Consider the following 13,870-nt stretch of genomic DNA (forward strand, 5'->3'; position numbering starts at 1 on the left):
AATAAAAAAACGCCCCGCATTGCGGGGCGTTTTACTTGTGATTTTCAAAAACGATTAGTTCATTTCTTCTTCATCACCATCTTTGTCTTTCATTTCTCTGTCCTTATCAAGAGAAATCTCAACACGTCTGTTTTCCTGTCTTCCGGCAGCAGTACTGTTGGTAGCAATTGGTCTGGTTTCACCATAACCTTCAGAAGTTAATCTGTTTGCTGGTACACCATGCTCAGATAGCCAGGTTTTAACAGAAGCAGCTCTTTCTCTGGATAGCTTCTCGTTATAAGATTCGCTACCTACACTATCAGTATGTCCCTCAATGTGGAAGATAGTTTGTGGATATTCATTCATAATATCTACTATAGACTGAAGAGCTTCTTCAGATTCTGTACGGATAGTAGCCTTGTTAAAGTCGAAAAGAACAGTTTTAGAGTACTCGTTCAATTCGGAGATAACTTCAGCCGTTGGTTCTGGACATCCATTTGATGCAGCAGGACCAGCTTCCTCCGGACACTCGTCGTCTTTGTCAAGGATTCCGTCACCATCGGTATCTGGCCATGGGCATCCGTCATTTTCAGCAGGACCAGCTTCGTCTGGACATTCATCCTCATCGTCTCTTACGCCATCACCGTCAGCATCTGGACAACCGTTCATTTCGGCAAGACCAGCAACTTCTGGACAGTCATCATCAGGATCGGCTACGCCATCACCATCAGAGTCTGGACATCCGTCAAATTCAGCAAGACCGGCTTCTTCCGGACATGCATCCTGACGATCTTCGATTCCGTCGCCGTCAGTATCAGGGCATCCGTTAAATTCTTCAAGTCCTGGTTCTTCAGGACATTCGTCGTCTTTGTCATAGATTCCGTCACCATCGGTATCAGTACCACCGAATACAAATTTAATTCCGGCAGAATGCTGGAAGTGCGATGCGGTTTCCACATCAAAGAAATTCTTGTACTTAGACTCAAGAGATAGGGCTAAATTATCTGAGAACCATAAATTAAGTCCAAGTTTACCGTTAAGAGATGCAGCGTCAAGGTTAGAGATGTCTTCTCCATCCTGATCTCCTATCCAGGTATAACCCCCACCAATACCTAGGACGGGGTCAAACCATCCGTCGTTTAGTAATGCACGAAGGCTGTAGTCTAAACTTAAGTCTGCGGCGTAATAAGAAAGATCGCCAACAGATCTGTCACCATACTTATCAATCTGGTTGAGAGTACCACTTAATTCACCTACAAAACCAGCTCCAATATATCTGGAGACGGAAAGTTTGGAAACAGCTGGTAGAATATTCCAGTGGTCCCCGGCATTAAAATACTCTTCAAACATACCACCTAGTGGGGCATCATTCCCCGTAGGATAGAAGTCTACGGCATTGGTACCAATACCAATTGCCCAGGGATTGTCCGAATCCTGTGCCTTAACTGAAGTAAAGCTGAAAATCAGTAATAAGGCAAATGCAATTTTGCTAAGATGTTTCATATTTAATAGTTTAGTTTTAAGTGTTAATTGTGAACAAAAGTAGACGCTTGACCCTTATTCACAAAGTTAAAAATAATAAAGTTTTCTTAATTAGAGCGCAATTCCAGCGGTTTTATTCTCTTTTTAATAACTGATTATCAGTATTTTTGATAATAATTTATAAATGATTTAAAACCGATTTCCGGCTAAATTATCTCCAGTTCTTTTCCAACTTTTTTAAATGCCTCGATAGCTTTATCAAGATGTTCTTTTTGGTGAGCGGCAGAAAGTTGCACCCTGATTCTCGCTTTTCCTTTAGGCACCACAGGGTAGAAGAACCCAATAACGTAGATTCCCTCTTCCAGCAGCCTGTCTGCCATCAATTGTGAAAGTTTGGCGTCATGAAGCATAACAGGAACTATGGCAGCCTCTCCATCAATAATTTCAAAGCCTGCATCTTTAATTCCTTGCTTGAAGTAAGCGGTGTTCTCTTTCAGTTTATTTCTAAGGCTATCGTCTTTTTTCAGCATGTCGAAGACTTTGATGGAAGCTCCAACGATAGCAGGTGCTAGAGAATTAGAAAATAAATAAGGCCGTGACCGCTGTCTCAATATTTCAATAATTTCTTTTTTTGCAGTGGTATAACCACCCATCGCGCCTCCTAAAGCTTTTCCCAGCGTACCAGTAATGATGTCTATTCTATCTAGCACTCCTTTTTCTTCCAGGGTACCAATGCCCTGTTCGCCAATGAACCCCGTCGCATGGCATTCATCTATCATCACAAGGGCGTCGTATTTCTCTGCGAGATCACAAATCTTATCCAAAGGAGCTACAAGTCCATCCATGGAGAAAACGCCATCTGTTACAATAATTTTAAATCTTGCCCCTTTTTCATTAGCCGCGATAAGCTGTTTTTCCAGGTCTTGCATATTACCATTTTCATAGCGATATCTGGCAGCTTTACACAATCTCACTCCGTCAATGATCGATGCATGGTTGAGGGAATCTGAAATAATAGCATCCTCCGCAGTAAGCAGGGGTTCAAAGATTCCACCGTTGGCGTCAAATGCCGCAGCGTACAGTATCGTATCTTCAGTACCATAGAAATCGGCGATCTTTTGCTCCAGCTCTTTATGGATATCCTGGGTGCCACAAATAAAACGTACACTGGACATTCCAAAACCGTGAGTGTCAAGAGTGTCCTTGGCAGCCTGGATCACTTCCGGATGGGACGATAACCCCAGGTAATTGTTCGCGCAGAAATTGATCACTTCCTGGCCTGTGGAGATCTTAATAACAGCATCTTGAGGGCTGGTGATGATCCTCTCTTTTTTATAAAGACCGGCTTCCTTAATTTCTTCTATTTCTTTCTGTAAATGTTGCTTAATAGCTCCGTACATATTTTTTAGTTTTTTCGATTTTTAATTCCTGTAATTATCCAATCTACAAATTTAAACTTCTTTGATTACTAATTGTTCACTTATGTAGATGAGCAGGCATTTTTGAACCTGGTATCCCATGTCTCGAAGGGCAGTGGCGTAAGTAGAAATCTGCTGAACATGTTTTTCCACAGACCCTCCGGTTTTATAATCTATAAGAATGGTATTATCACCTTCGAAATTTATTCGGTCTGGCCTGAGTCTTTCACCCTGAGCGGTGATAAGTTCTTTCTCATTGATATTCCTTACTCCCGGTTTATAATATTGCTCCAAGGAGGGATGCGTGAGGACCGAGGAAATAAGTTTGTTAATTTCTGTTTTATCATTTTCTGTTATTATCCCCGTGTTTACTGCCCACTCGACGGCTTTTTTCAAATCTCCGGATTCATTAATCCTGGCCAGTATCTGATGTGCGATCTCTCCCTTTTCTATTGCCTCCTGTTGCCTGGAATCCCATAAGGAGCCAGCTCTTGTTACTATCTGTACCGCCTCGTTCTGGGTTGAAGAAGAATGGAATTTTGAAGGTGCGAACGAGTGGGTTACCATAGAGGGCAAAATTACCGAAGGATCCCCAAATTCATAAGATAGGTCTCCGGTCCATTTCGCTCTGGACTTTAAATAGTTTATAAGCATGTCGGGAATGTTGGGAGCATTTTTAGGTTTCTCCCTGTAGTTCGACAGCAGATATAATTGCTGGGAGGCGCGGGTGCAGGCAACATACAGAACGTTAAGAGTGTCAAGTTCATTTTTGTATATAAGGTCCTGATATTCCTGAGCAGCCTGCTCGTTCCAGTTAAGCATTTTCTGCGAGGCGCTTACATATGCCACCGGAATATTCTCATCATTGGTTTCGAGCCATATATTATCGTTCCTGGTATCCTGTAAATCTGAATTTGCAAAGGGATAAATCACGACGGGAAATTCCAATCCTTTTGATTTATGTATGGTCATGATCTGTACCGCCGTATCGGCTTCTGGAACCACAATACTTAACCTGTCTTTTTTCTGTTCCCATTTTTCCAGAAAATCGTTAAGGCTGTTCGCGGTTTTCTGACTGGTTTCGAAGACAAAATCCAGAAAGAACTGGATATAGGCATTTGAAGATTCTACCAGATTAAAACTCCTTATTATATATTCTACAGATTCATAGATCGATAATTTCTTTATTATGCTTAGCTGGAATTCCACCTCGTAAGGGATAAGCCAGTCAAAAAAATCATTTCCGTTTTTTGGTAAATTCAGTAGGAGAAGCTGGTGTATCTCATCTTCTTTCAAATATTTTTCTGCCAGGTAATCATAGATGGAAAGTTTCAACTGATCGTCCTTTTGATTCATTGAAAAATAGAGAAGATCTATGATAAACATTACTTCAGGCGATTGAGCAAGTAATAGAGTCTCTGAAGAGATCACCGAAATATCATTCTCGGTCAAATATTCAGCTATAGCTACGCCTTCACTTCTTCTCCTGGTAAGTATGCAAAGATCGTTGAGGTTAAAGCCTTTTTTATAAAGGTCAAGGATTATCTGAAGAATGCGTTTGGGGTAGAGTTCAAATTCCTCCTCTTTATTCTTCGCCTCGAGGAAGGAAATGTTCACATAACCAAAATTACCTTTCTTAGGATTTTGTCTTGAAGCTTTGAAAAGGTCTGAATAATCGGGGAAAGTAAGCATGGAAGCAGCGAAATTAAAAAAATCGTTGTTGAAAGTCACGATCTCTGAACCGCTTCTGAAATTGTCGGGTAAATTCACCACATTAGGTGTAATCTGGAAAGGTCTTGTTTTTCCATTACAAAGCTCAATAAGCTGTTCTGCGCGTCCTCCGCGCCATCGGTAGATGCTTTGTTTGGCATCCCCAACTATGGTGAGCCCTGACTCATCTGCGGAATCCAGTTTATTGCCAATTAAAGGGATTAAATTCTCCCATTGCATTATGGAAGTGTCCTGAAACTCATCTATAAAATAATGACGATAGCGTTCTCCCAGCCTCTCATATATAAACGGGGCGGGCTGATCTTTCACCTGTTCGCTGATCTTAGGATTAAATTCGGAGATAAGAACAAGATTTCTCTCCTTCTTAATTGCCTCTACTTCTCTGTTAATTTCGTTAAGTAGAGAAAGCTGAACAAGATTTTTTTTAATCTCCTTTAGGTATTCTATTCTGAAAAAGGCCTGTCTGGTAGTCTTAAAAATATCTGCTATCGTAGGTTGTATAGCATCAATGGCAGCTTTCGTATTTTCATCTGTTTTTTTAGGATACAGAGGCTGATCTTCGATGTTCTCAGCCCATTTTGTGTTGAAGTTTACCGATGCATTCCCTGTTCTAAGTTTGTGGAAATGTGAGGGAATGGATCCGCGGGTAAAATCATTTTCCTGGATGCCGTTATTTTCAATCAGCTCAAAGAAGAGATTTGCAGAGCTTTTTAGATTATTTTCGGTCTCTTTAATATCCGAATTGAGGTTTTTACCAAATTTTTCAAAGTCATCCAGCGTCCTGGAGCGCAAAACCTGTATAGCTTTATGATGATTTTCGTTGATAAGGAGTTTTGAGATATTAAAGAGATCCCTACTTATGTCCCAGCTTTTATCGTCATCAGTCTTGGCAAGGGTAAAAGCTACAAGAATTCTGGTAAGTTTTTCATCAGAACCTGCACGGCTTACCAGGCCGTCCACTGCTTGTAACAGGATTTGTTCAGCATCCAGCTCCACTTCAAAATTCAATGGTATTCCAAGATCGCGGGCAAAGGTGCGGAGTACGCGGTGTGTAAATCCATCTATGGTTGAAATCTCGAAAGCTGCATAATTGTGAATGATGCTTTTGAGGATCTCTTCAGATTTCTTTCTGATCTCATCAATGGACAGCCCGGTGTCCTGCATGATGGCATTTATTAAAGCATGATCCCGAAGATCAGATTCTGAGGAAGAGAACTCCGCCAGACTCTTGATGATACGTTTTTTCATTTCGGCCACGGCTTTATTGGTAAAAGTGATGGCCAGAATATTTTTGTATCTATCTACTTTAGGAGACGTAAAGAGCAGGCTAAGATATTCCTTTACAAGGGTGAAAGTTTTCCCGGAGCCTGCGGATGCATTATAAATATTGAAGGAGTTTTTCAAAAAAAACCGTTTAAAAGTTGAATAATTCCTAAATCTAAAATAAAAATGGATCTTAAAGCAGTATTGCTTTTAAGTATTTTATAACACTAAAAAATTTCCATTAAATGCCCTAATAGCTAAATTTGGGTGAGTTTAAGTACTAATCACTAAAAAAAATTGATAATTATGTCATTTGAGTTACCGAAATTAAAATATGCCTTTGATGCATTGGAGCCAAATATAGACGCCAGGACTATGGAGATCCATCACGGGAAACACCATGCAGGCTACACTAAGAAATTAAACGACGCTATTGAAGGAACCGATATGGACGGGAAAAATATCGAGAATATTTTGCAAAACCTCGATATGTCTAACAGTGCGGTACGAAATAACGGAGGTGGATATTACAACCACAGTCTTTTCTGGGAGATTATGTCTCCAGATGGAGGGGGAAAACCTTCAGGAGAACTTGCGGAAGCTATAGATAGCGCATATGGTTCATTCGAAGCTTTTAAAGATGAATTTTCGAAAGCTGCGGCGGGGCAATTTGGTTCTGGATGGGCCTGGTTATGTGTTCATGAAGGAGGAAAAGTTGAGGTGTGCTCTACTGCTAATCAGGATAATCCCCTGATGCCGGAAATTGGTTGCGGAGGTACCCCTATATTAGGTATCGATGTTTGGGAACATGCTTATTATCTTAATTACCAGAACAGACGTCCCGATTATATTGAAGCATTTTTTAATGTAATTGACTGGGAAGAAGTTGGAAGTCGATATGCCAAGGCAAAATAATTACTTTTTAATTATAGATGATCAAAGGTCGCTACATGCGACCTTTTTTTATGAAAGGGACTGAGTTTCCTCCATAAAAAAAGGTGGAGTATATCCACCTTTTTTTGCCCCAAATCTACCATGAACTTAACCTACTTATGCTATGGTCCGGTAAATATAAGGAGAAAGATTATACCAGTTAGAACTTTTAGACGAAATACCTGTAAATCAGTTGATTGGAGTGTGACTAGTGAAAAGAATAAATTAATGAGGCTTTTTGCGTCATTTTAAAAGACCCTGAGTTTACTCCATAAAAAAAGGTGGAATATATCCACCTTTTTTTGCCCCAAATCTACCATGAACTTAACCTACTTATGCTATGGTCTTATAAAGATAAACAGAAAGAGTTAACCAAATATAAATTTTAGACCAACGACCTGGTTTTTAGTCAAAAACTAAAAAAATATTTTTTGTTGAAGGAGAGGGGTTGTGATTTAAACAATTAGGAGTGTAGAAATAAAAAAAGGCGGAAGAGATTCCACCTTTTTTTGCCCCAAATCTACCATGAACTTAACCTACTTATGTTATGGCCTTACTAAAATAGATAGAATAATCCTACAGGCAAAGAATATTAGATAAAATGCATATTTATTAGTTAAAAGGTATAAACTTAATAAGCGCGATCTTTCTTGCCTTCAAAAAAGTTCATAAATGCTCTATTCACAACCCTGTTACCTCCCGGGGTGGGATAATTTCCTGTAAAGTACCAGTCGCCCAAGTTTTTAGGGCATGCCTTGTGAAGGTTCTCTACGCTTTGATAGATGACTTTAACTTCTGCATTAACATTATCATCACAAAGTAATTCTGATATTTTATCAGAAATTTCTTCATCAGAAAAGGGATCATAGATCTCTTTAACAAAATTCTGAACTTCACTGTCTTCCAGATCTACCTGATCTTTACATTTATTATATACCTTTTCAACTACATCATATTTGTTATTTTCTTTAAGGAGCTCCAGAGTAGCTCTGAATGCGACAAGATCTTCCAATCGTGCCATATCTATCCCATAGCAATCGGGATACCTTATTTGCGGCGCTGAAGAGACCACGATGATTTTCCTGGGTTTCAGTCTGTCCATCATCTTGATGATACTCTTTTTAAGAGTGGTACCTCTTACAATACTATCATCAATAATAACAAGGTTATCATCTGGTTTGACCACTCCGTAAGTAACATCATAAACGTGTGCTACAAGATCGTCCCGGCTACTGTCTTCGGTAATAAAGGTTCTTAGTTTTACGTCTTTGATCGCGATTTTTTCCGTTCTTAATCTATGTGCCAGTATTTCCTGAAGCCTGGCGTCAGTCAGGGTTTCACGTTCTTCCAGAATCGCTTCGTTCTTTTGTTTATTAAGTTCATCCTGGGCGGCCTCTACCATTCCATAGAATGAAGTTTCTGCTGTATTGGGAATAAAAGAAAATACGGTTTTAAGAGTATCGTAATTGATAGACTTCAGCACCTCGGGCATAAGTAGCCGCCCGAGCATTTTTCTTTCCTTGTATATTTCGGCATCACTACCTCTCGAGAAATAGATACGCTCAAAGGAACAGGCTTTTCTTTCCAGCGGCTCAATGATCTCTTTTATGGAGGTTTGCCCATTCTTTTTAGTAATGATGGCATGGCCTGGAGGAAGTTCTATTACGTCTTCAAAATTTACGTCAAAAACAGTTTGAATCACAGGTCTTTCAGACGCCACCACTACCACTTCATCATCTTTGTAGTAATAAGCCGGTCTTATTCCCGCCGGGTCGCGTAGCACAAAAGAATCTCCATGACCCACAAGTCCTGCCATGGCATAGCCACCATCCCAGTTCTTGGATGACTTTCTAAGGATCTTAGCCACATTAAGTTTCTCTGCGATGATCGGCGAGGCCTCCACTTTGGAGTAGCCTTGTTTCTTCAGCTTTTTATAAAGTTTCTGAACTTCAGAATCCAAAAAATGACCAATTTTCTCCATCACCGTGACAGTGTCGGCTCTTTCTTTGGGATGCTGACCAAGTTCCACTAGGTTATTGAACAGCCTGTTCACATTGGTCATGTTAAAATTCCCGGCCACGATGAGATTACGATGCATCCAGTTGTTCTGTCTCAAAAAAGGATGTACGCTTTCTATACTGTTCTTCCCAAAAGTTCCATATCTTACATGCCCTAAAAAGACCTCGCCCAGGTAAGGGATATGTCTTTTCTGAAGTTCGGTATCATCAGCATATTCAGGATTGGTTTTGATCTCTTCGTTGATCCTTTGATTGATCTGTTCAAAGATGTCCTGGATTGGCTGAGCCTGATTAGAGCGTATACGGCTAATATATCTTTCTCCCGGAATCGTATTAAGTTTGATGCTCGCTAAACCTGCGCCGTCCTGGCCGCGGTTATGCTGCTTTTCCATCATGAGATACATTTTATTTACCCCATAAAATGCGGTCCCGTATTTTTCTTTGTAATAGTCTAAGGGCTTTAAAAGCCTTATAAGTGCGATTCCGCATTCGTGTTTTAGAGCATCACTCATATCCTGGTTTCCTGTTTTTTGGAATTTTATGTTGTCTTTGTCACAAAAAAAGCCCTGAAATTACAGGGCGTTATTCTAATGCAGCTGAGTTTCGAACTGCGTTAATTTCTTAAAAGCTAAAAGCCGCTCGTCAACCTGGGGAGCTGATAAATCCTGCATTCTTTCGGTTCCAAATTTTTCCACACAAAATGAAGCAAGATTCGAACCATAAATAATGGCACTTTTCATGTTTTCAAACGAAATATCTCCTGTTCTGGCCAGGTAACCTATGAATCCCCCGGCAAAAGTATCTCCTGCTCCTGTAGGGTCAAAAACTTCTTCTAATGGAAGGGCGGGAGCAAAGAAAACCTGGTCTTCCTGAAACAGGAGCGCTCCATGCTCACCTTTTTTGATCACTACATATTTAGGGCCCATTTCTTCAATCTTTCTGGCGGCTTTCACTAGGGAATGCTCTCCCGAAAGTTGTCTGGCCTCCTCATCATTAATAGTTATCACGTCCACCTTCGAGATGACCTTCTTAAGATCTTCCAGGGAATTGTCCATCCAGAAATTCATAGTATCCAGTACTACAAGCTTCGGATCGTTCACCTGTTCGAGCACACTTAACTGTACGAGTGGGTGCAGATTGCCCAGCATTACGAATTGGGCATCCTTATAACTTTCAGGAACTACTGGATTAAAATCTGCCAGCACATTTAACTGAGTGTCCAGCGTGTCACGGGTGTTAAGATCGTTATGGTATCTTCCACTCCAGAAAAAGGTTTTTCCACCTTCAACTATTTCAACACCTTCAATATTGATATTATTATTCTTTAGTAAGTCAAGGTATTTTGTTGGGAAATCGTCGCCTACAACCGAGACCACTGCACTGTCTATATTGAAGTGAGAGGCTGAAAGACCTATATAAGTAGCGGCGCCACCCAGTATCTTATCGGTTTTTCCAAATGGAGTTTCAATCGCATCGAACGCAACGGTTCCTACAATAAGTAATTTACTCATAACGCTGTTTAAAATGACGATGCAAATATACAGTTTGTTTTTAAGGAATAAACCTTAATATTTATACTGTTTTTAGCCTTTGTATCCAGTGTCTGTTTGCAGCTTCTTTGCTTTTGATGCGATCACGGCCAATGCGTCACATCTTTCGTTTTGAGGGTGGTCGTTATGCCCCTTAATCCATTGGAACTTCACATTATGCTTCCGGTACTCTTTTAAAAAAGCTATCCATAGATCTGTATTCTTCCGATTAACAAATCCCTTTTTTTCCCATCCAAATACCCAGCCTTTTGTAACTGCATCTGCAACATACTTTGAGTCCGTAAAAACCCTTACATAAAGTCCTGGTTTTTTGAGTTTTCGAAGTCCTTCAATAACCGCTAAAAGTTCCATGCGATTATTGGTGGTAAGCTTATAACCGGAAGAGAATTCCTTTTTATAAGGCTTTCCTACCCATTCCATTACAATACCATAGCCACCGGGCCCGGGATTGCCTCTTGCGGCGCCATCGGTATAAATGTGTACCTGATCTGTGTGCACTATTCTTTTTTTTCTAAAAGTTGCTGAATTACTTCCGGGAAGTGTTTGTATTCCAGTTCATGTATTTTACTGGCCAGACTTTCAGGGGTGTCATTTTCTTCTACAGGCACTTTTTCCTGAAAAATGATCTGTCCTTCATCATATTTCGGGTTTACATGATGAATAGTTATGCCACTTTCCTTTTCCCGATTTTCTAATACAGATTCATGAACCCTGGAACCGTACATACCTTTCCCTCCGTATTTTGGTAGGAGGGCGGGGTGTATATTTATAACTTTATTGGGGAATTCCTCCAGGATACTGGTAGGCATAAGCCACAGGAAACCGGCGAGCACGATAAGATCGGGATTCATATCCTTTAAAATATTCAGTACTTCATGGGAGTAATAAAGAGCTTCCTTATCAAATAAAAGCGGGGTGATATTTAGATCATAGGCTTTCCTTAAAGCGCCAGCTGACCTACGATTGGACAAAACCGCAAGAACCTCTGTATTTTCGGAATTCTGAAAGTATTTAATGATGTTTTCGGCATTGGTGCCCGACCCTGAAGCGAAGATTACTATCTTTTTGGTAGTTTTTTTCGGAGCGTCACTCAAAATAAGGGTGTTAACATTTATTAGGATGTAAAATTAATCGGTTTAAATGAATTTTATGTAAATTACCGTCACATTTTTAGAGTAAAAATCGGTTTTAAAATAAAGTTTTTTATTTTTGCCACCTAATCAAAATTAAAATAAAAAATTATGTCAGACATTGCATCAAGAGTAAAAGCTATAATCGTTGACAAATTAGGTGTTGACGAGAACGAAGTTGTAAACGAAGCCAGCTTCACCAACGACTTGGGTGCTGATTCACTAGACACAGTGGAGTTGATCATGGAATTCGAGAAGGAATTCGACATTCAGATTCCAGACGATCAGGCAGAGAATATCGCCACTGTAGGTCAGGCAATTTCATACATCGAAGACGCTAAAAAATAAAAATCAACACACCTATATGGAGTTAAAGCGAGTTGTAGTTACGGGCCTTGGTGCCTTAACCCCAATTGGTAATAATCTTGAGGAATATTGGGATGGACTGGTAACTGGAAAAAGTGGTAGTGCGCCTATCACTTATTTTGATACCGAAAAGTTCAAGACTAAATTCGCTTGCGAACTCAAAAACTTTGATCCTCTGGACTTCTTTGATCGCAAGGAAGTGAGGAGGCTTGATAGATTTGCTCAGTATGCAATCGTATCTGCAGACGAAGCCATCAAAGATTCCGGAATAGATCTGGACACTGTAGACAAATATCGCGTAGGCGTTATTTGGGGTGCAGGGATCGGAGGACTGGAGACTTTCCAGGATGAGGTGATCAACTTTGCACAGGGAGATGGTTCGCCAAGGTTTAATCCTTTCTTTATTCCCAAGATGATTGCTGATATTGCCCCTGGTAATATCTCGATTCGTCATGGATTCATGGGAGCAAATTACACAACTGTTTCAGCTTGTGCTTCCTCGGCAAATGCTATGATAGACGCGCTCAACAATATTCGATTGGGACATAGCGATATTATAGTTTCCGGAGGTTCAGAAGCAGCTGTTACCCAGGCGGGAATGGGCGGTTTTAATGCAATGCATGCCCTTTCCACCAGGAACGACAGCCCTGAAACGGCTTCCAGACCTTTTGACGCTACCCGCGATGGTTTTGTACTCGGAGAAGGTGGAGGTGCGCTTATATTGGAAGAATATGAGCATGCCAAGGCCAGGGGGGCAAAGATCTATGCGGAGGTAATGGGCGGAGGTCTTAGTTCAGACGCTTATCATATGACCGCTCCACACCCTGAAGGGGATGGAGTTGTGGCAGTTATGAAAAACTGCCTGAGGAATGCCGGCTTAAAGCCGGAAGATGTTGATGCTATTAATACTCACGGGACTTCCACTCCTCTTGGAGACGTTGCCGAACTTAAGGCAATTACTAAAGTTTTTGGTGAGCATGCAAAGAATCTTAATATCAATTCCACTAAGTCTATGACGGGCCATCTTTTGGGAGCAGCCGGTGCGGTTGAAGCAATTGCGGCTATCCTTTCCATGAAATATGGAATTGTACCTCCTACAATTAATCACGAACATGTAGATGAGAACATCGATCCGGAACTGAACCTTACACTTAATAAGGCTCAGAAGAGAGATGTGAATGTGGTTATGAGTAATACCTTTGGGTTTGGAGGACACAATGCGTGTGTGTTGTTCAAAAAATTAGACGAATAAGCCATGAGCGTTATTCGTAACATATTAAATTCCCGCTCTTCCAAGGGCGGGAATTTTTTTAATATGCTTACCTCTATCCTTGGTTTTAAACCAAAGAATCTTGCCCATTATAAACGGGCTTTTACCCATAGATCCCTTAACAGAAAAGATGATGAGGGGAATGCGATCAACTTTGAAAGACTTGAATTTCTGGGTGATGCCATGCTGAGTGCTGTGGTCGCCTCACACCTGTTTAAGGCAGTTCCTGGTGGTAATGAAGGCTACCTTACCAAAATGAGGTCAAAAGTAGTAAGTCGTAAACACCTTAATGAACTGGGGAAGGATCTTAAGCTTATAGAACATGTTCAGACCAATATTCCCAAAGATCAGTTTGGAGTGAATATACATGGGAACCTATTTGAGGCACTGGTTGGTGCAATTTATCTGGATAGGGGCTATAAATACTGCAAACAATTCATTTATGACAGGGTTATAGATCCTTATGTGGATATTGAGCAACTGGAAGGAAAAGTGATCAGCTACAAAAGCCTGGTTATTGAATGGTGTCAGAAAGAAAAAAAGGAATTTGATTATGAGGTGTATGAAGATACAGGTAATGATGAGCTGAAACATTTCGCGGTAAAACTCCGGATAAACGACAGGGTTATTGCCAAGGCCCGTGCAACCTCCAAGAAGAAAGCTGAAGAGAAAGCTTCGAAGCGGGCTTATTATGCTCTGCAAAATAAAATAGAGTGATTTTTTGACGATT

At 40.5% G+C, this 13,870-nt stretch carries 11 protein-coding genes; 4 read left to right on the forward strand and 7 right to left on the reverse strand.

The features are described 5' to 3' along the window. Window positions 1-54: 54 nt before the first annotated feature. The 3 genes from EZJ28_RS11965 to EZJ28_RS11975 form a co-directional block, all read right to left on the reverse strand. Entirely contained in the window at window positions 55-1,482 is a 1,428-nt protein-coding gene (locus EZJ28_RS11965; RefSeq protein ID WP_131398152.1) for an OmpA family protein, read from the reverse strand. 185 nt (window positions 1,483-1,667) lie between these two features. After that, window positions 1,668-2,861 (reverse strand): glycine C-acetyltransferase, encoded by a 1,194-nt coding sequence (kbl, locus tag EZJ28_RS11970; protein WP_131398154.1) that lies wholly within the window; start codon window positions 2,859-2,861, stop codon window positions 1,668-1,670. A 51-nt stretch (window positions 2,862-2,912) separates the two neighbouring features. Further along, window positions 2,913-6,014 (reverse strand): exodeoxyribonuclease V subunit beta, encoded by a 3,102-nt coding sequence (locus EZJ28_RS11975; RefSeq protein ID WP_131398156.1) that lies wholly within the window; start codon window positions 6,012-6,014, stop codon window positions 2,913-2,915. 165 nt (window positions 6,015-6,179) lie between these two features. Here EZJ28_RS11975 and EZJ28_RS11980 point away from each other — a divergent pair, with 165 nt between their 5' ends. Next, window positions 6,180-6,788: a superoxide dismutase gene (locus EZJ28_RS11980; protein WP_131398158.1), complete on the forward strand. Its 609-nt coding sequence runs from the start codon at window positions 6,180-6,182 to the stop codon at window positions 6,786-6,788. A 649-nt stretch (window positions 6,789-7,437) separates the two neighbouring features. On the opposite strand, the gene EZJ28_RS11985 is transcribed toward EZJ28_RS11980, so the two are convergent. The 4 genes from EZJ28_RS11985 to EZJ28_RS12000 all read right to left on the reverse strand — a co-directional run bounded on the left by EZJ28_RS11985 (window position 7,438) and on the right by EZJ28_RS12000 (window position 11,468). After that, the gene (locus EZJ28_RS11985) at window positions 7,438-9,336 is read right to left on the reverse strand and encodes an amidophosphoribosyltransferase (RefSeq protein WP_131398160.1); all 1,899 of its coding nucleotides are present in this window, start codon (window positions 9,334-9,336) and stop codon (window positions 7,438-7,440) included. A gap of 75 nt (window positions 9,337-9,411) precedes the next feature. Continuing rightward, a complete protein-coding gene (locus tag EZJ28_RS11990; protein WP_131398162.1) occupies window positions 9,412-10,335 on the reverse strand; it encodes a PfkB family carbohydrate kinase in 924 nt (307 codons plus the stop codon). Between the two features lie 72 nt (window positions 10,336-10,407). Further along, complete coding sequence (gene rnhA, locus EZJ28_RS11995; protein WP_131398164.1) at window positions 10,408-10,872, reverse strand: ribonuclease HI; 465 nt, start codon at window positions 10,870-10,872, stop codon at window positions 10,408-10,410. After that, entirely contained in the window at window positions 10,872-11,468 is a 597-nt protein-coding gene (locus EZJ28_RS12000; protein ID WP_131398166.1) for a phosphoribosylglycinamide formyltransferase, read from the reverse strand. Before EZJ28_RS12000 ends, rnhA begins: the two co-directional genes overlap by 1 nt. Window positions 11,469-11,615: 147 nt before the next feature. On the opposite strand from EZJ28_RS12000, the gene EZJ28_RS12005 reads away from it, so the two are divergent. From EZJ28_RS12005 to rnc, 3 genes are read left to right on the forward strand one after another with little or no spacing between them, the layout of a single operon-like run. Continuing rightward, window positions 11,616-11,852 carry an acyl carrier protein gene (locus EZJ28_RS12005; RefSeq protein WP_013069791.1) on the forward strand — a complete coding sequence of 79 codons (237 nt, stop codon included), beginning with the start codon at window positions 11,616-11,618 and terminating at the stop codon, window positions 11,850-11,852. Window positions 11,853-11,868: 16 nt separating this feature from the next. After that, window positions 11,869-13,122 carry a beta-ketoacyl-ACP synthase II gene (gene fabF, locus EZJ28_RS12010; RefSeq protein ID WP_131398168.1) on the forward strand — a complete coding sequence of 418 codons (1,254 nt, stop codon included), beginning with the start codon at window positions 11,869-11,871 and terminating at the stop codon, window positions 13,120-13,122. A gap of 3 nt (window positions 13,123-13,125) precedes the next feature. Beyond that, window positions 13,126-13,857: a ribonuclease III gene (gene rnc / locus EZJ28_RS12015; protein ID WP_131398170.1), complete on the forward strand. Its 732-nt coding sequence runs from the start codon at window positions 13,126-13,128 to the stop codon at window positions 13,855-13,857. Window positions 13,858-13,870: the final 13 nt, after the last annotated feature.

This window comes from Gramella sp. KN1008, from assembly GCF_004332155.1.
In the GTDB taxonomy this organism is placed as follows: domain Bacteria; phylum Bacteroidota; class Bacteroidia; order Flavobacteriales; family Flavobacteriaceae; genus Christiangramia.